This window comes from Streptomyces sp. NPDC034085 (assembly GCF_055575555.1).
In genome coordinates, this window is record NZ_JBVISL010000004.1 from 763125 (window position 1) to 778773 (window position 15649).

19 protein-coding genes and 1 tRNA gene are annotated in these 15649 nt (G+C 73.9%); 10 read left to right on the forward strand and 10 right to left on the reverse strand.

Annotated elements, in window-relative coordinates:
* Window positions 1–3 precede the first annotated feature (3 nt).
* Together argG and thpR are read right to left on the reverse strand one after the other, a co-directional pair.
* On the reverse strand, window positions 4–1458 hold the full coding sequence (argG, locus tag ACZ501_RS18345; RefSeq protein WP_361611645.1) for an argininosuccinate synthase: 1455 nt from the start codon (window positions 1456–1458) through the stop codon (window positions 4–6).
* Between the two features lie 27 nt (window positions 1459–1485).
* Window positions 1486–2109: an RNA 2',3'-cyclic phosphodiesterase gene (thpR, locus tag ACZ501_RS18350; RefSeq protein WP_362460750.1), complete on the reverse strand. Its 624-nt coding sequence runs from the start codon at window positions 2107–2109 to the stop codon at window positions 1486–1488.
* Between the two features lie 236 nt (window positions 2110–2345).
* Here thpR and ACZ501_RS18355 point away from each other — a divergent pair, with 236 nt between their 5' ends.
* The gene (locus ACZ501_RS18355) at window positions 2346–3014 is read left to right on the forward strand and encodes a DUF5701 family protein (RefSeq protein ID WP_468796526.1); all 669 of its coding nucleotides are present in this window, start codon (window positions 2346–2348) and stop codon (window positions 3012–3014) included.
* Window positions 3015–3104: 90 nt separating this feature from the next.
* Window positions 3105–4370 (forward strand): FAD-dependent oxidoreductase, encoded by a 1266-nt coding sequence (locus tag ACZ501_RS18360; RefSeq protein ID WP_468796528.1) that lies wholly within the window; start codon window positions 3105–3107, stop codon window positions 4368–4370.
* A 3-nt stretch (window positions 4371–4373) separates the two neighbouring features.
* On the opposite strand, the gene ACZ501_RS18365 is transcribed toward ACZ501_RS18360, so the two are convergent.
* Together ACZ501_RS18365 and ACZ501_RS18370 are read right to left on the reverse strand one after the other, a co-directional pair.
* Window positions 4374–5135 (reverse strand): DeoR/GlpR family DNA-binding transcription regulator, encoded by a 762-nt coding sequence (locus ACZ501_RS18365; protein WP_468796530.1) that lies wholly within the window; start codon window positions 5133–5135, stop codon window positions 4374–4376.
* 209 nt (window positions 5136–5344) lie between these two features.
* Window positions 5345–6268, reverse strand: a complete 924-nt coding sequence (locus ACZ501_RS18370) for an MBL fold metallo-hydrolase (protein WP_468796532.1) — start codon at window positions 6266–6268, stop codon at window positions 5345–5347.
* 103 nt (window positions 6269–6371) lie between these two features.
* On the opposite strand from ACZ501_RS18370, the gene ACZ501_RS18375 reads away from it, so the two are divergent.
* Window positions 6372–7232 carry a helix-turn-helix domain-containing protein gene (locus ACZ501_RS18375; protein WP_361611634.1) on the forward strand — a complete coding sequence of 287 codons (861 nt, stop codon included), beginning with the start codon at window positions 6372–6374 and terminating at the stop codon, window positions 7230–7232.
* 168 nt (window positions 7233–7400) lie between these two features.
* On the opposite strand, the gene ACZ501_RS18380 is transcribed toward ACZ501_RS18375, so the two are convergent.
* Complete coding sequence (locus ACZ501_RS18380; protein ID WP_468796534.1) at window positions 7401–7988, reverse strand: TetR/AcrR family transcriptional regulator; 588 nt, start codon at window positions 7986–7988, stop codon at window positions 7401–7403.
* 100 nt (window positions 7989–8088) lie between these two features.
* On the opposite strand from ACZ501_RS18380, the gene ACZ501_RS18385 reads away from it, so the two are divergent.
* The gene (locus ACZ501_RS18385; protein WP_361611130.1) at window positions 8089–9072 is read left to right on the forward strand and encodes an aldo/keto reductase; all 984 of its coding nucleotides are present in this window, start codon (window positions 8089–8091) and stop codon (window positions 9070–9072) included.
* On the opposite strand, the gene ACZ501_RS18390 is transcribed toward ACZ501_RS18385, so the two are convergent.
* Entirely contained in the window at window positions 9058–9954 is an 897-nt protein-coding gene (locus tag ACZ501_RS18390) for a GNAT family N-acetyltransferase (protein ID WP_361611129.1), read from the reverse strand. The genes ACZ501_RS18385 and ACZ501_RS18390 overlap by 15 nt on opposite strands.
* A gap of 238 nt (window positions 9955–10192) precedes the next feature.
* Between ACZ501_RS18390 and ACZ501_RS18395 the strand changes: the two genes are divergently transcribed.
* A complete protein-coding gene (locus ACZ501_RS18395) occupies window positions 10193–11398 on the forward strand; it encodes an NAD(P)/FAD-dependent oxidoreductase (protein ID WP_468796536.1) in 1206 nt (401 codons plus the stop codon).
* 25 nt (window positions 11399–11423) lie between these two features.
* Here the strand turns inward: ACZ501_RS18395 and ACZ501_RS18400 are convergent.
* The 3 genes from ACZ501_RS18400 to ACZ501_RS18410 all read right to left on the reverse strand — a co-directional run bounded on the left by ACZ501_RS18400 (window position 11424) and on the right by ACZ501_RS18410 (window position 12360).
* A tRNA-Trp gene (locus tag ACZ501_RS18400) sits at window positions 11424–11498 on the reverse strand.
* 119 nt (window positions 11499–11617) lie between these two features.
* On the reverse strand, window positions 11618–12004 hold the full coding sequence (locus ACZ501_RS18405; RefSeq protein ID WP_468796538.1) for a VOC family protein: 387 nt from the start codon (window positions 12002–12004) through the stop codon (window positions 11618–11620).
* Window positions 12001–12360 carry an avidin-fold protein gene (locus tag ACZ501_RS18410; RefSeq protein ID WP_361611208.1) on the reverse strand — a complete coding sequence of 120 codons (360 nt, stop codon included), beginning with the start codon at window positions 12358–12360 and terminating at the stop codon, window positions 12001–12003. Before ACZ501_RS18410 ends, ACZ501_RS18405 begins: the two co-directional genes overlap by 4 nt.
* A gap of 144 nt (window positions 12361–12504) precedes the next feature.
* On the opposite strand from ACZ501_RS18410, the gene ACZ501_RS18415 reads away from it, so the two are divergent.
* On the forward strand, window positions 12505–12687 hold the full coding sequence (locus ACZ501_RS18415) for a hypothetical protein (protein WP_361611206.1): 183 nt from the start codon (window positions 12505–12507) through the stop codon (window positions 12685–12687).
* 95 nt (window positions 12688–12782) lie between these two features.
* Window positions 12783–12962, forward strand: a complete 180-nt coding sequence (locus ACZ501_RS18420) for a hypothetical protein (protein ID WP_468796540.1) — start codon at window positions 12783–12785, stop codon at window positions 12960–12962.
* A gap of 44 nt (window positions 12963–13006) precedes the next feature.
* Here ACZ501_RS18420 and ACZ501_RS18425 read toward each other — a convergent pair whose 3' ends face one another.
* Window positions 13007–13204: a hypothetical protein gene (locus ACZ501_RS18425; RefSeq protein WP_362460775.1), complete on the reverse strand. Its 198-nt coding sequence runs from the start codon at window positions 13202–13204 to the stop codon at window positions 13007–13009.
* Window positions 13205–13412: 208 nt separating this feature from the next.
* Between ACZ501_RS18425 and ACZ501_RS18430 the strand changes: the two genes are divergently transcribed.
* The 3 genes from ACZ501_RS18430 (at window position 13413) to ACZ501_RS18440 (ending at window position 15575) form a co-directional block, all read left to right on the forward strand.
* On the forward strand, window positions 13413–13688 hold the full coding sequence (locus tag ACZ501_RS18430; protein ID WP_361611200.1) for an isoamylase early set domain-containing protein: 276 nt from the start codon (window positions 13413–13415) through the stop codon (window positions 13686–13688).
* Window positions 13689–13809: 121 nt separating this feature from the next.
* Window positions 13810–14358, forward strand: a complete 549-nt coding sequence (locus tag ACZ501_RS18435) for a hypothetical protein (RefSeq protein ID WP_361611199.1) — start codon at window positions 13810–13812, stop codon at window positions 14356–14358.
* Window positions 14359–14792: 434 nt separating this feature from the next.
* Window positions 14793–15575 carry a CAP domain-containing protein gene (locus ACZ501_RS18440; RefSeq protein WP_468796542.1) on the forward strand — a complete coding sequence of 261 codons (783 nt, stop codon included), beginning with the start codon at window positions 14793–14795 and terminating at the stop codon, window positions 15573–15575.
* Window positions 15576–15649: the final 74 nt, after the last annotated feature.

The window sequence follows — 15649 nt, forward strand, 5'->3', positions numbered from 1 at the left end:
CGGTCAGTCCGTGCCGAACTCCATCGCGGCGCGGTCCAGCATCTCCTCGTCGGCGGAGACCTCGCCGCGCGAGGCGATGGCCTCGGCGCCGCCCTGCGGCATCTCCGGCATGCTGCCGATCAGCCCGGTCGAGGCCGCCTGGGCGGCGCCGACGGCGGGGCTGCCGGTCCCGATCAGGCCGAGGACCGCGTACTGCTCCAGCTTGGCGCGGGAGTCGGCGATGTCCAGGTTCCGCATGGTGAGCTGGCCGATCCGGTCCACCGGGCCGAAGGCCGAGTCCTCGGTGCGCTCCATGGAGAGCTTGTCCGGGTGGTAGCTGAACGCCGGGCCCCGGGTGTCGAGGATCGAGTAGTCCTCGCCGCGCCGCAGCCGCAGCGTCACCTCACCGGTGACGGCCGCGCCGACCCAGCGCTGGAGGGATTCGCGGACCATCAGGGCCTGCGGGTCCAGCCAGCGGCCCTCGTACATCAGCCGGCCCAGGCGCCGGCCCTCGTTGTGGTACTGGGCGAGGGTGTCCTCGTTGTGGATCGCGTTGACCAGGCGCTCGTACGCGGCGTGCAGCAGCGCCATGCCGGGCGCCTCGTAGATGCCGCGGCTCTTGGCCTCGATGATCCGGTTCTCGATCTGGTCCGACATGCCCATGCCGTGGCGGCCGCCGATGGCGTTGGCCTCCATGACCAGGTCGACGGGGGAGGAGAACTCCTTGCCGTTGATCGAGACGGGGCGGCCCTGGTTGAAGCCGATCGTCACGTCCTCGGTGGCGATCTCGACGGACGGGTCCCAGAACCGCACGCCCATGATCGGCTCCACCGTCTCCACGCCGGTGTCCAGGTGCTCCAGGGTCTTCGCCTCGTGGGTGGCGCCCCAGATGTTGGCGTCGGTGGAGTACGCCTTCTCGGTGCTGTCGCGGTAGGGCAGGTCGTGGGCCAGCAGCCACTCCGACATCTCCTTGCGGCCGCCCAGCTCGGTCACGAAGTCCGCGTCGAGCCACGGCTTGTAGATCCGCAGGTGCGGGTTGGCGAGCAGGCCGTAGCGGTAGAACCGCTCGATGTCGTTGCCCTTGAAGGTCGAGCCGTCGCCCCAGATCTGGACGTCGTCCTCGAGCATCGCCCGCACCAGGAGGGTGCCGGTGACGGCGCGGCCGAGCGGGGTGGTGTTGAAGTAGGCCCGCCCGCCCGAGCGGATGTGGAACGCGCCGCAGGTCAGCGCGGCCAGGCCCTCCTCGACCAGCGCCGCCCGGCAGTCGACCAGGCGCGCGATCTCGGCACCGTAGGCCTTCGCACGGCCGGGCACCGAGGCGATGTCGGGCTCGTCGTACTGGCCGATGTCGGCGGTGTAGGTGCACGGGACGGCACCCTTGTCGCGCATCCACGCGACCGCGACGGAGGTGTCGAGGCCGCCCGAGAAGGCGATGCCGACGCGCTCGCCGGCGGGAAGGGAGGTGAGGACCTTAGACATAGGAAGATTATGCATGCTCCCGCATGGTCATGCAATTCCGGTCCGCGTGGCGTGGCCGCGGGCCTCTCCGCTCCCGCCGCCGAAGCCCCAGGACGCGATGTCGCGGTAGTGGATCGGCCCCGGGCCCCGGCCGACGTTGCTGCCGACCAGGTGCAGGCGCCCGGCCTCCCAGGGCCGCCCAGCGAAGCCGGCGAGTCCGGCGGCGGCCTCCACAGCGGCCGAGGGATCGTTTCGGCGGGCCCGGGCCAGCGTCAGGTGCGGACGCAGCGGCCGGTCCGCGAAGGCGATGCCGCACTCCTTGACCACCGCGCGCACCTCGGAGGCCAGTACGTGCAGCTCCTCGACCTCCCCGTCGATCCCGCTCCACAGCACCCGCTCGTCGAAATGCCCGCCGCCGCGCAGGGACAGCCGTACGGGCCGGCGCGCCGCCGCCAGGGCCGCGAGCGGCGGCCGCAGGAGCGGGACGGCCCCGACCGGAAGCTCGCCGAGGAAGGCCAGGGTGATGTGCCAGTCCTCGATCCGGTTCCACCGCATGCGGGGGTACGCCTCGTAGGCGGGCAGCAGCGCCCGCTCCAGTTCCTGCTTCGCCGCATCGGGCGGGGCGAGGGCGATGAACACGCGGACGGTCGCGGCCTGGGTCTTTTCCTTCACCTACGCCTTGTACCTCCTCCGGGCTCCTCCCGTCACCTCCCGCCCCGTCAGCGGCGCCGCGGGAGCGGCCGGTCCCGTGACCGGCGGGGTGACGCCGGGGCCGCCGCCCGGCCCGGCCGCGGTGCGCCTGCACCCGTGTCAGAAACACTGCTTCGTCGGGAACATTGCGGCGGGGCGCCTCGTTCATCCCACGCACGCCGCTCCCCACCGCTCCACACCGCCGACCGAGGAGTACCTTGACCGACGCTTCGCCCGCCACCCCCGTGCCCTCCCTCCCGCCGCTCGCCACCCAGGCCGACCAGCTGATCCGCCTCGGCGTGCACGACATCGCGGGGATATCCGCCGACGAGCTCCGCGCCTTCGCCGAGGACGCCGGCGCCGGACACGGCGGCGCCCTGCTCGCCGTCCACCCGGAGCGCGCCCCCGCCTCCGCGCTCGCGCCCCTGCTCCGCCACGACGGCAAGCCCGGTTTCGTCGTCACCGACATGACCGACGTCGACGACTTCGCACCCGGCGCCGTCGAGCTGCCCGACGCCCCCCTCTACCTCGTCACCGGCGTCAACCGGGGTGATCACATGGCCAACTGGAGCCCGGAAGAGGCGCTGCCCGCCCTCGCCGAGGAGGACCGCACCCCGCTGCTGCTCACCGAAGGCATCCACTGGGTGCTCCAGCAGCCGGAAGTCCTCGAACGCGACCGTTGCTTCATGACCATCGGCTCCCGCCTGCGCAAGCCGAACGGCGCCCTGGACGCACGCACCCCCGCGATCTGGATCAGCAACGGCACGGGACGGGACGGCCGTGAGCGGCGCAACGCCCCGAAGGTCGGCTGGTGCTGGTGGGGCAACCGCCACACCTGGCTCGGCTTCGCCTCCGCCACCGGCCGCCGCGGCGCGGCCGCTTCCTGAAAAGCGGCCGCCGAGCCCCTACCCGGGAGTTGTAGGGTCGGGGCTCGGCGGCCGCGGACGGCGCCCGCGCCGGAGGGAAAGGGGTGCGCCGTGGCGAAACGGCACGCGGTGGTGGCCGGAGCCGGAATCGGCGGTCTCACGGCGGCCCTCGCACTGCACCGCCGCGGCTGGGACGTCACCGTCTGCGAACGTGCCCCCGAACTCCCCGCCACCGGGGCGGGCATCGGACTCGCCCCCAACGCCCTGCGCGCACTCGATGCCATCGGCGTCGACGCGGCCCGCGCCGCCGGCAGCCGCGTACCGGAGGCGATGGGCGTACGCCGCTCCGACGGCCGGTGGCTCACCCGGGTCGCCACCGCGGACATGGCGGCCCGCTACGGAACGCCCCCGATCGCCGTCCCGCGTCCGGCCTTCACCGCCGCCCTGGCGGCAGCCCTGCCACCGGGGGCCCTGCGCTACGGCACCGCCGTGACCGGCGTCGACCTGACCGGCGCCGACCTGCCCGATGCCTCCGTACCCGGTGTCGCCGTGCCCGCCCTCGGGGCACCGGCCGCCGACGGCGTCACGGGCCGCGCGAGCGTCCGCACGGCCACCGGCCAGGAGTTCACCGCCGATCTGGTCGTCGCCGCCGACGGCATCCACAGCCCGCTCCGCCGGGCGCACTTCCCCGCCCACCCCGGCCTGCACTACCTCGGCGAGACCGCGTGGCGGGCCCTCGTGGACGCCCCGGACCTGCCGGTGCCGGCCATGAGCGAGACCTGGGGGCGCGGCGAGCGGTTCGGCGTGACGCCGCTCGCCGACGGCCGGTACTACCTCTACGCCACCGCACGCGTCCCGGCCGGCACCCGGTCGGCCGACCCCCGCGCCGAACTCCGCCGCCGCTTCGGAGTCTGGCACGACCCGATCCCGGCCCTGCTGGAACGCGTCGGCCGCCTCGACGCCGCCGACGTCCTGCAGAACGACCTCCACGACCTGGCCGCCCCGCTGCCCCGCCTGCACCACGGCCGGATCGCCTGGCTCGGCGACGCCGCCCACGCCATGGCCCCCAACCTGGGCCAGGGCGGCTGCCAGGCCATCGAGGACGCGGTGGTCCTCGCCCGCCTGCTCCCGGCGGGTGACGGCCCCGACGGCCAGGGCGGCCCGGACCCCGTCCCGGCCGCGCTCGCCGCGTACACGGCGGCCCGCCGGGACCGCACCGACGCCGTACGCGTCCGCGCCCGCCGGGTCGGCCGGCTCGGCGCCCTCGGCAACCCGCTCGCCGCGGCGGCCCGCGACCTCGCGGTCCGGGCCGTCCCCGCCCGTCTGGCGCTGCGCGGCATGGACGACCTCTTCAACGGCTTCCGCCTGCCCGGCTGATCGTCAGGCCCGGATCACCCGGGGGCCGCGGGCGGCGACCTCGGCCTCCTGCTCCTCGGTCAGCCCGGTGTCCGTGACCAGCACGTCCACCTGTGCCAGCGCGGCGAACCGGGCGAAGTGGCGGGCGCCGTACTTGGAGGAGTCCGCGACGAGGATCACCCGGCGGGCGGCGCCCACCATGGCCCGTTTCACCGCCGCCTCTGCCAGGTCGGGGGTGGTCAGTCCCGCTTCCGCCGAGAAGCCGTTGGCCGCGATCACCGCCACGTCAGCCTCCAGCTCGGCGAGGTCGCGCAGTGCCCACGCGTCCACCGCCGCCTGCGTACGGTGCCGCAGCCTGCCGCCGACGATGTGGAGGCCGAGCCCGGGGTGCTCGGCGAGCCGGGCGGCCACCGGAAGGGCGTTGGTGACCACGGTGAGCGTGGAGTCCAGGGGGAGCAGGGCGGCCAGCCGGGAGACCGTCGTGCCCGCGTCCAGCAGCAGACTGCCCTCCTCCGGGAGCAGCCCGAGCGCGGCCCTGGCGATCCGCTCCTTCGCGGCCGCGGCGGTGGAGTCGCGCTCCGCGAGCCCCGGCTCCAGGTGCAGCCCCCCGGCCGGCAGGGCGCCGCCGTGCACCCGGCGCAGCAGGCCGGCCCGTTCCAGGGCGGTCAGATCCCGCCTGACGGTCTCCTGCGTGACTCCGAACTCCGCTGCCATAGCGAGGACTTCGACGCGCCCGCGCTCCTGGGTCAGCTGCACGATCCGCTGCTGACGCTCGGGTGCGTACATGGGGGATCGGATCCGTTCGTGGGGGCCGGTGCCTGTCTACGACGGACCCTACTCGCATCCGGACCGGCAGGAGTCGACCCGGCCGCCGCGCAGCCCCGGCGCCCGCGCCGGCATACCACCCCGGCCGCCGCGCAGCCCGGCGGAGCGCCCCGCACACGGCGGCGCGCCCCGCGACCAGCCGGTCCCGGGGCGCGCCGTCCGGGCTCGGCTCAGCCCTCGCCGCCCGGGGTGTACGGCGCGAACCCCGCCCACCCCTTGACCGCGAAGGCGCCCGCGTCCCGGACGACCTCCACGGCACCGTGGGAGCCGAAGTGCGCCGGAACCAGCAGCGCGTTGCGGTCGGCGGCCCAGCCGAGCAGCCGGCGCCGGGTGGCCCGCGACTGTCCGGGGTCCTCGCAGAAGCAGCTGTTGGCGTCCGGCTCCATGATCTGCACCGGGCTGTGCAGCAGGTCGCCCACGAACACCGCCCGGTCTCCGCCCGAGGCGAGGGTGAGCACGCTCGACCCGGGGGTGTGCCCGGCGGCGAGGTCCAGCCGGAGGTTGGCGTCGATCACATGGCTGTCCTCCCACAGCACGACCTGGCCCGCCTCGTGGACGGGGGCCACGCTGTCCTCGAAGACACCGGCGTTGCCGTCGCCGAGGACGGAGGTGTGGCCGTTCGCGGGGTTCCAGAACTCGAAGTCGTTCCGGTTGATCAGATAGCGGGCGTTCGGGAAGGTGGGCACCCAGTCGTCCCCGTGCAGGCGGGTGTTCCATCCGACGTGGTCCCCGTGCAGGTGGGTGTTGACGACGAGGTCGACGTCCTCGGGCTTGACCCCGGCCCGCGCGAGGTCGTCCAGGAAGGCGGTCTCCTGCCGGTCCCACGGGGTGCCGGGCCGGGCCTTGTGGTTGCCGCCGCCGGTGTCGACGAGGACGACGCGGCCCTCGCTGCGCAGCACCCACGTCTGCAGCGCGACCTGCGCCACAGGCGGCTCGCCGTCGGTGAAGTCGGGCCGCAGCCAGTCGGAATGCGCCGTCCAGACGTCCTCGCTGCTCTCGGGGACGAAGCCGCGCGGGGGGAGCCCGAGCGGTCCGTAGTACTCGCGGACCCGGGTGACGGTGACGTGGCCCAACTCGATGGTGTCTGTGTTCATGGCCCCCACCCTGCGCGGCGCGGCGCGGCGCAGCCACACCCTCCGCTGCCTATCCCCGGCAGGGAGAGGCAAGCGGGCCGCGGGCCCGGCGATACTGGGGCGCATGGACGGACAGAGCAGCCTCGGCGCGTTCCTGCAGGCCCGCCGGTCCCGGCTGACGCCGGGGGACATCGGCCTCGACACGTACGGCGAACGGCGCCGGGTCCCGGGCCTGCGCCGCGAGGAGCTGGCCCTCCTCGCCGGGGTCAGCGCCTCGTACTACGCGCGGCTGGAACAGGGGCACTCGCACAACGCCTCGCCGGAGGTGCTGGACGCCCTCGCCCGCGCGCTGAACCTCGACGAGGCCGAGCGGCGGCACGTGCACGACCTCGCCGGCCTGGCCGTGCGGCGGCCGCCCGCCCGGCGCCCGCCCGCGGAACGGGTCGACGCGGCGACCCGCCGGCTGCTGGACTCCATGCCGGACGTCCCGGCCGTCCTCACCGGCCGCCGCGCCGACGTCCTGGCCTGGAACCCGCTGGGTCACGCCCTGTTCGCCGGGCACCTCGACCCCACCGCGCCCGACCGGCCCGCCGACCGGCCCAACATGGCCTCGTCGATCTTCCTCGACCCGTACCTGCGCGAGCTGTACGTCACCTGGGAATCCAAGGCCAGGGCCGCCGTCGCCAATCTGCGGTACGCGGCCGGCCGCCATCCGGACGACGCGCTGCTGGGGGCCCTCGTCGGCGAACTCAGCATGAAGAGCGACGAGTTCGCCACGATGTGGGCCGACCACCGGGCCCGGCCCTGCACCGCCGCCGAGCAGCGGATGTGGCATCCGCTGGTGGGCACCCTGACCGTCACCCAGCAGGCGCTGCGCGTCACGGACGACCAGACCCTGCTGGTGGCGACCGCCCCGGCGGGCTCCGAGGACGACACCGCCCTCAGGCTCCTGGCGCAGGCCACGCCCCGCCCCCCGGCGGCCTGACACCGCGCCTCGCCGCCTTGCCGGAGGGCCCGGGGACAGCCGTAACCGGGCCTTCCTCCGCCTCGGGACGCACGGCGCCGGGCGCCGCGGGCTCGACCGGCGGGATCCGGCAGGGACGGCCCGGGCCGCCTCCGCGGGAGGCCGGGGCCCGGGCCGGAGCCGGTCCGGTCAAGCCTCGGGCTGCGGCGGCCGGATCAGGCGGCGGACGGATTCGACGACCGCCTCGCGGTGGCGGGCCAGCCGCTCGGCGGGCCACGGCGCGGCCGGGCCGCCCGTAGCGGGGCCGCCGACCTCGCCGGTCCACGCCTGGGCCAGCCCCATGACCAGCGTGAGGACGTCCGCCGGGTCGAGCCCCGGGTCGACCAGCCCCGCCGCCTGTGCCCGCTCCACCGCTTCGAGCTTGGCCCGGTAGGACTGCGCCACGAGCTCCGGGGTCTCAGGCCGCTCCAACTGCTTCCACTGCACCAGGCGCGTCAGGTCGGGGTGCGCCGCGAAGTGGTCGAAGACCGCCCCCGCGTACCCGGGCAGGTCCTCCGCGTCGAAGGGCACGGACTCCGAGCCCGTCTCCAGCGCCCGCTGGAGCACGGCGTCGAACAGTTGCTCCTTGTTGCCGTAGTAGACGTAGATGAGCCGCTTGTTCGCCTGCGCGTGCTCCGCGATGCGGTCGACGCGGGCGCCGGCGATGCCGTACGCCGCGAACTCGGAGAACGCCGCGTCGAGCAGGCGTGCCTTGGTTGCGCTGGAATCCCGTGCCATACCGGGGAGCCTAGCAAGTAACTATCTGGTTATTGACATCCGGCGCCCCAGGGGTGCAGACTCAAACTATCCAGTTAGTTACTTACCCCGGGAGGACACCATGGAGATCCGCGCACTGGGCGGCCAGGGACTGAAGGTCGGCGCCGAGGGCCTCGGCCTCATGGGCATGAGCGCCCACTACGGAGCCGCCGACGAGACCGAATCCCTCGCCACCATCGACCGCGCCCTCGAACTGGGCGTGACCCTGCTCGACACCGCCGAGGGCTACGGCCCCTTCATCAACGAGCAGCTCCTCGGCAAGGCCCTCGCCGGCCGCCGCGACGCCGCCGTCATCGCCACCAAGACCGGCGTCGAGTTCACCGACCAGGGGGAGTTCCGCGGCCACAACGGCACGCCCGAGTACATCCGCCGCGCCGCCGACCGCTCCCTGCGCCACCTCGGCACCGACCACATCGACCTGTACTACCTCCACCGCGTCGACCCGGCCGTCCCCATCGAGGAGAGCATCGGCGCCATGGCCGAGCTCGTCGCCGCCGGAAAGGTCGGCCACATCGGCATCTGCGAGGCCGCCGCGTCCACCATCGTCCGCGCCCACGCCGTGCACCCGCTGGCCGCCGTGCAGACCGAGTACAGCCTCTTCGAGCGCGGGATCGAGCACGACGGCGTACGGGATACCCTGCGCGAGCTCGGGATCGGCCTCGTCGCCTACTCCCCGCTCGGCCGCGGCTTCCTCTCCGGCGCCGTGACCAGCCCGGACGACTTCGCCGCCGACGACTTCCGGCGCACCGACCCCCGCTTCCAGGGCGAGAACTTCGACCGCAACCTCGCCGTGGTCGACCGGGTCCGCGCCCTGGCCGCCGAGAAGGGCGTCACCCCCTCGCAGCTCGCGCTGGCCTGGACCCTGCGCATGGGCGCCGTGCCGATCCCCGGGACCAAGCGCCGCCGCTACCTGGAGGAGAACGTCGCCGCGACCGCGGTCGCCCTCACCGACGCCGACCTGGCCTCCATCGACGCCGTCGCGCCGCACGGCGTGGTCTCGGGGGACCGGTACGCGCCCGAGCTCATGACGTCACTGAACGGCTGACACCGGAGCGGGGGCCGCTCCGGCCGCGACCGGGAGGTCGACGGAGCGGAACTCCTCCAGTACCGCGAAACCGGTGGAGTCGTACAGGCTCATCGCGACGTCGTTGCCGCCGAAGACGTTGAACATCATCGCCTCGTCCCCGCCCTGCCGGGTGGCCCACTCGCCGACGGCCATCGCGGCCCGGCCGTAGCCCTTGCCGCGGTGCTCCTCGTACACCTCGAGCGAGAAGCCGAAGGTGACGCCTGGCAGGAACCCGTGGTTCACCCAGCCGGTGCCGATCACCTGACCGCCGGCCTCCATGGCGTAGAAGGCGTGCCCCGGGGTGCGGTAGCCCTGGGGCAGGTGCAGGGCGAAGTCCCGGTCGGACTTCTCCTTGGCCTGCTCGGGCGTCAGGGCCCCGGCCCGGACGATGTCCGCGACGTACGCGGCCTCCTCGCCGGCGTACCAGGCCGGGTACTCCTCCTCCGTGAGCCGGCGCACCGTAAGGCCCGGGGGCAGCTGCGGCTCCCGGGCCACGGCGCGCATCCGGTTCTGCCCGCGTACGGGGTAGTCGGCGAAGGCTCCCGCCCCGCCGGTGAGGCGGACCTCCACCCGCCGCGCTCCGTGCTCGGCACACCACCGCTCGGCCCACGCGCGGCCCTCGGGGAACGTCAGGTCGTGGATCCGGCCCACGGGCACCCCGTTGTCCTCCGACACGGAGACCGCGACCCATCCGGTGCCGTCGGTGGCCACCGTCCAGCCGTCCATCCCCTGTGCCGCCCGTTCCAGCAGGGCCCTGGCCAGGGGCTCCGGGCACCCCGCGCCCCGGTACCCGGCCAGCAGCCGCTCTTCGAACCCGCCCCGCCACTCGGCCCGTTCGGTGACGATCTCCATCTCGCTCATCCGTGCAGCCTAATCACGGGCGCTGACAGCGGCCCTTCCTTTTCGCCCGCGCTGGCCGGGCGGCCGACACGCCTCGCCGCCGAACTCCGTACGGCCGCCTATCACTTGACGGATCGATCTTGACGTCCACTCCTCGCCTCGGTATATCCTGATGCAGTCGCTGCACATCAGTGCAGCAACTGCATGTGAGTGATGCTCGACCACCGGTTTCCGCGAGACCGGAAACGAAGGAGAGATCATGACCGACAAGACCGACGTGGTGGTGCTGGGCGGCGGCTACGCGGGCGTCATGGCGGCCAACCGCCTGACCCTGCGCGGCGACGTGGCGGTGACGCTGGTCAACCCGCGCCCCTCGTTCGTCCACCGCATCCGCCTGCACCAGCTGGTGGGCGGCAGCGACGAGGCCGTTGTCGACTACCGGGACGTCCTGGCCGACGGGGTACGGCTGGTGGTCGACACCGCGGCGCGCATAGACGCTCCCGCACGCACCCTGTCCCTGTCCTCGGGCGGCACGCTCGGCTACGACTACCTCGTCTACGCCGTCGGCAGCACCAGCGCGGCCCTGCGCGTCCCCGGAGCGGCCGAGCACGCCTACCCGGTCGCCACCCTGGAAGAAGCCCAGCGGCTGCGCCCCGTCCTGGACACCGCACCCGCGTCCGCCCCGGTCACGGTCGTCGGAGCCGGCCCCACCGGCATCGAGACCGCCGCCGAGCTCGCCGAAGCCGGCCGCACCGTCACCCTGGCCTGCGGCGGCGTCCTCGGCCCCTACCTCCACCCCCGCGGCCGCCGCTCCGTCGCCCGCCGCCTGGCCGCCCTGGGCGTACGCGTCATCGACGGCCCCGACAGCACGGTCGATGCCGTCACCCGGGACACCGTCCGCCTCACCGACGGCCGCGAACTGCCCAGCAGCGTCACCATCTGGACCGCCGGCTTCGCCGTCCCCGACCTCGCCGCACGCAGCGGCCTGCGCACCGACCCCGTCGGGCGCCTGCTCACCGACGAGACCCTGACCAGCGTGGACGACGTGCGCATCGTCGCTGCCGGCGACTCGGCCGCCCCTTCGGGCGTGCCGTTGCGCATGAGCTGCCAGGCCGCGATGCCGCTGGGCGCCCGGGCGGCCGACACCGTCCTCAGCCGGATCGCGGGCGAGCGGCCGGAGCGCCTCAACCAGGCGTTCGGCGCCCAGTGCATCAGCCTCGGCCGACGCGACGGCATCTTCCAGTTCGCCACCCGGGCCGACGTCGCGATCTGGCTCCACGTCGACGGCCGACCCGGCGCCAAACTCAAGGAAACCGTCTGCAAGGGCGTCGTCAAGCACCTGGCCGACGAGGCCCGCAAGCCCGGCGGCTACCGCCTGCACCGCATGTCGGGCGGCGGCACGCGCCAGAAGCAGCTCCGGGCCGGACAGGGCGGGGCGCCGGCCACCGCCGAACAGCCGGCCTGACCACCGCGTGGCCCGGCGGGACGGGCGGGACCGACCGGAATCGAACCGGCGTCCTCGCGGTGTTGGAGACCGCGCGCGACGACCTCTGCGCTACGGCCCCGCCCGTCCGGATCCTACGGGGTGTCCGCACAGTCCCGCCTGCCCTGCGACGCCCTTCGGGCGGCCGGCGCTACTGTGCGGACACCCCCTAGGCCATCGGCCCGGTGCCTTCCCGGGCCGTCAGTCGGTGTGCACGAGCTGGATGAGGTTGCCGCAGGTGTCGTCCAGGACCGCGGTGGTGACCGGGCCCGACTCCACCGGCGGCTGGGTGAACCGCACCCCGAGCACCCGCAGCCGGTCGAACTCCGCCCGTACGTCGCCCACGGCGAAGGACGCCGCCGGGATTCCGTCCCTGACCAGCGCCTCCTTGTACGGCCCCACCGCGGGGTGGCCGTCGGGCTCCAGCAGCAGTTCCGTCCCGTCGGGATCCTCCGGCGAGACCACGGTCAGCCACCGGTCCGCGCCCAGCGGCACCTCCGCCTTCTTCAGGAACCCCAGTACGTCCGTGTAGAAGGCCAGTGCCTTGTCCTGGTCGTCGACGAAGACACTGGTCAGGTGGATCCTCATGAAGCGCTCTCCCTCGTTCCGGGCTGCTCTTCGACCGCGCTGGTACCGCTGCCCTCCTGGGACTCCCACGTCCAGGCCTCCTCCAGACGCAACCGCCCGTCGGCGAGCTCCGTCACGCGCGAGACGCAGTGGCCGGAGGCGGTCGTGCCGTCGTGGCGGAGCTGGACGTAGCGGAAGTCGACGGTGTCGTCCGCCCGGGTGCCGACCAGGTGTCCCCTGACCACGTCCCCGCCACGGTACTCGGCCCAAACCCGGCCGTCCTGCTCGTGGTAGGCGAACCGGGTCCGCCGGCCCACCTGGCCGGGGGACTGGTCGGCGACCGGGAAGAAGACGAGGCCGTCGAGCGAGCGCGCCATGGACAACTCCTGGAGGAAGGCGGTCCGCAGGCCCGGACCCCGGCTGGTGGATCTCCACTTCACCCTAAGGGGCGCCCACCCCACGGGGGCCGATGGGAGCAGTGGCGGCTGCGGAACGGCCCGGGGCGTGGTGGCATCGGTCGTATGAAGGATCCCTTCGGATGTGACGAGCCGGCGCTCCTGGCCCGGGCGGGCAGCGTGGACCGGGCCGCGGCCCGCCGCGCGGTTGCCTCCCGCGCCACCAGCGCCGAAGACCTCGAATCGCTGCTGGACATGATCGGCCTGTGGCCCCGGGACGATCCCCCCGAGAAGCGGCTGCGGCGCTGAACCCGGGCCGCACCCGGCCGGAGACCGCGGACGGGTCCGCTCGTCGCGGCAACGCCGCGCGCGGGGACGGTACTTCCCGTGATCCGCTCCGGACGATGCGCGGTCCGCCCGTCACGATCGTCCGCGCCGGTCCGCACGACGGCGCGGGCGGCAGCCCCACCGCGGTGACGGACGGGGCACCGCCCAGCGACGACGAGCGCCGTCGCGTGCCGGTCCTCGCGTACACCTCGAGCGACCGCGTCGGCGGCGGGACGGGACAGAGCCCGGCCGGGTGACTACGGGCCCGGCCGGGCTCTGCGTGCGCGGGGCGGAGCCCCGCTCAGAAGTCGTCGTCGCTCAGGTCGTGTTCCTCGCCCCGGCGTTCCGCCGCGCGGCGCCGCCCCTTCTCCACGATGTCCTGCCCGCGGGACGGGGTGAGGGGCTCGGGGTGGACGGGATCCTGGCCGGACGGCTGCGGACGCTTCTGTTCCTCGCGGCCCTTGCCGGGCTCCTGGCGCTTGTCCTTCATACCGCCCATGACGGGTGACTCCTCGATGCCTGGGGTGTACGGATGGCTCTCCCCGTTCACCGTGCCACGGATCGGCCCCGTCCGCTCCCCGCCGGCCGCGGATCGTGGCGTGAGGGTGATGTCCGGACGCCGTGCGGACGCGTCGCCGCGGAAGCGCGGGCCGGGTGCCCAGGATGGTGCGAGCCCCGACCACCCCGAGCCCCGAGGAGCCGATCCCATGCTGGAGCGCAAGCTGCACAAGGACCGTACCGAGGTCACCTTCGTCCTCCCCGGGGACCGGCCGCCCGGCCCGGTCAGCGTGGTCGGGGACTTCAACGACTGGCAGCCCGGCGTCCACACCCTGCGCCCCCGCAAGGACGGGAAGCGCGCGGTGACGGTCGAACTGCCGAGCAAGGGCGCCCACTCCTTCCGGTACCTGGCGGCGGGCGACTACTGGTTCAACGACGAGAGCGCGGGGGACCAGGACGGCCCCAACAGCCTCCTCCACACCTGAACGCCCCGGCCCCGCACCGCGCGGACGGAGTGTCGGGAGCACCCTCCCGTCGGCTGTAGGGTGACGTGCGCCCGTCAAGACGGGCCTCTTGCTCACTGATACGTCAACGGGGTTTTTGAACGTGAAGCTTCGCCATGTCCGCGCGGTCGCTGTTTTCGGCATCGCCGTCGTCGCACTCACCGGAGCCCGTGGCTCGCACGGTGCCAGCTGTGGCGGCAGCAGCCACAGCTCCAGCTCCCACTCCGGCTCCAGCAGCTCCACCGGCGGCAGCAGCACCACGGGGGGCACCACCGGCGGCAGCCAGGACAGCAGCAGCACCAGCGGCGGTACCGGTTCCACGTCCACCGGCGGCACCGTGCCGGGTGGTTCCAGCAGCAACAGGGCCGAGCGGGACATCAGGATCGACGGCTGCAAGATGGACAGCACGGGCAAGAACCTGGTCGCCAGGCTCACCGTCACCAACAGCGGTGCGCTGGACTACACCTACAACATCACGATGAAGTTCCGCGGGGACGCCGCCTCCACCGCGATCCCCGCCCAGGCGCGCGTGACCGGCCTGAAGGTCAAGGCGGGTGCCTCGCAGCAGACCGAGGCCACGGCCCCGTACACGGGCAAGGGTGACGGCAGCGAGTACAAGGAATGCGTGGTCGCCAGCGCCTCGCGGAGCTGACGCCACATCGAGGAGCCCCGTGTGCCCGGTGTCCGGGCATACGGGGCTTTCCGCATTCCGTGACATGCGACACACCGCCCCCGGCGGCCCGGCGGGCCTCGCGGAGATCGCCGACGCCTCCACATTTCGCCATTTGTCCCTGTTTGGCGTTGACATGCCGCACTCCGCCAGAAACGGAATTGTCGACTTTCATTACTGCTCGCCCAACGGGACTGACGAGGGGCCGTTCTAGCGGCACGTCAGCTGGGTGCGCAGGGGGCCCCGACGGGGGCATGCACGTTCTTCCGGCCCTTTCAAGCCGGGGGCCGCGGGGCCCCCCGCCGCCGGCCGGTTCCGGCTTGCCATGCCGCTGCGGGGCTCCTGAGAATGGCGACTCCTCCGGCGCCCTCGTGGTCCGGCGCCGGGAGCTTCGCGATCACCGAGTGAGGTCCCGCATGAAGAAGCACCGCAAGAAGACGCACTACAGGAAAATAGCCGTCGCCGTCGGGGCGCTGGCCATCGTGGGCGTGCCGACCGCCGCCATGGCGTGCCTGGATCCCCACGACACCCGCGCCGACGGCCCCGTACGGCACGTCGCCCACCACCGGGCCGCGCCCCTCGGCGCCCCGGCGGCCCCGCTGCCGCAGGAGGCTCCGGTCCAGGCTCCGGTGCGGGCCGAGGCCCCCGCCGAGCCCGTTGCCGAAGAGCCCGCCGAGCCCGTCGCCGAGGCACCCGCCGAGCCCGTCGCCGAAGAGCCCGCCGAGCCGGTCGTCGAGGCCGCGCCGCCCGCAGCTCCGCAGCCGCAGCCGGTCGAGGCCTCCGCCGGGACCGCCGCGGCCCCGCAGGCCGCCGGAGCGCTTCCCGAGGCCCAGGCGAAGGTCCTCGAGCTCGTCAACGAGGAGCGCGCCGCCGTCGGGTGCCCGGTGCTCACCGTCAACGAGAAGCTCACCAAGGCCGCGCAGGACCACAGTGCGGACATGGCAGCCCACGGCAACATGTCCCACACCGGCTCCGACGGTTCCGACCCGGGCGGGCGCATCACCCGCGCGGGCTACCAGTGGCGGACGTACGGCGAGAACGTCGCCTACGGCTACGGCAGCCCCGAGCAGGTCATGGAGGGCTGGATGAACAGCCCGGGCCACAAGCGGAACATCCTCGACTGCTCCTACAAGGAAATCGGCATCGGCCTCGCCCAGCCGGGCCAGTACTGGACGCAGGACTTCGGCGCCACGCGCTGACCCGTCCGGCGCAGAGCGAGGATCCGGCCGCGGCGCCCTTCGGTGAGGCGCCGCGGCCGCCGCGTGCCGGGCGC

Coding starts and splice junctions, on each gene's coding strand:
- argG (WP_361611645.1), bottom strand. CDS start 1,458: ATGTCTAAGGTCCTCACCTCCCTTCCCGCCGGCGAGCGCGTCGGCATC.
- ACZ501_RS18365 (WP_468796530.1), bottom strand. CDS start 5,135: ATGTACGCACCCGAGCGTCAGCAGCGGATCGTGCAGCTGACCCAGGAG.
- ACZ501_RS18370 (WP_468796532.1), bottom strand. CDS start 6,268: ATGAACACAGACACCATCGAGTTGGGCCACGTCACCGTCACCCGGGTC.
- ACZ501_RS18375 (WP_361611634.1), top strand. CDS start 6,372: ATGGACGGACAGAGCAGCCTCGGCGCGTTCCTGCAGGCCCGCCGGTCC.
- ACZ501_RS18380 (WP_468796534.1), bottom strand. CDS start 7,988: ATGGCACGGGATTCCAGCGCAACCAAGGCACGCCTGCTCGACGCGGCG.
- ACZ501_RS18385 (WP_361611130.1), top strand. CDS start 8,089: ATGGAGATCCGCGCACTGGGCGGCCAGGGACTGAAGGTCGGCGCCGAG.
- ACZ501_RS18390 (WP_361611129.1), bottom strand. CDS start 9,954: ATGAGCGAGATGGAGATCGTCACCGAACGGGCCGAGTGGCGGGGCGGG.
- ACZ501_RS18395 (WP_468796536.1), top strand. CDS start 10,193: ATGACCGACAAGACCGACGTGGTGGTGCTGGGCGGCGGCTACGCGGGC.
- ACZ501_RS18405 (WP_468796538.1), bottom strand. CDS start 12,004: ATGAGGATCCACCTGACCAGTGTCTTCGTCGACGACCAGGACAAGGCA.
- ACZ501_RS18410 (WP_361611208.1), bottom strand. CDS start 12,360: ATGGCGCGCTCGCTCGACGGCCTCGTCTTCTTCCCGGTCGCCGACCAG.
- ACZ501_RS18415 (WP_361611206.1), top strand. CDS start 12,505: ATGAAGGATCCCTTCGGATGTGACGAGCCGGCGCTCCTGGCCCGGGCG.
- ACZ501_RS18420 (WP_468796540.1), top strand. CDS start 12,783: ATGCGCGGTCCGCCCGTCACGATCGTCCGCGCCGGTCCGCACGACGGC.
- ACZ501_RS18425 (WP_362460775.1), bottom strand. CDS start 13,204: ATGGGCGGTATGAAGGACAAGCGCCAGGAGCCCGGCAAGGGCCGCGAG.
- ACZ501_RS18430 (WP_361611200.1), top strand. CDS start 13,413: ATGCTGGAGCGCAAGCTGCACAAGGACCGTACCGAGGTCACCTTCGTC.
- ACZ501_RS18440 (WP_468796542.1), top strand. CDS start 14,793: ATGAAGAAGCACCGCAAGAAGACGCACTACAGGAAAATAGCCGTCGCC.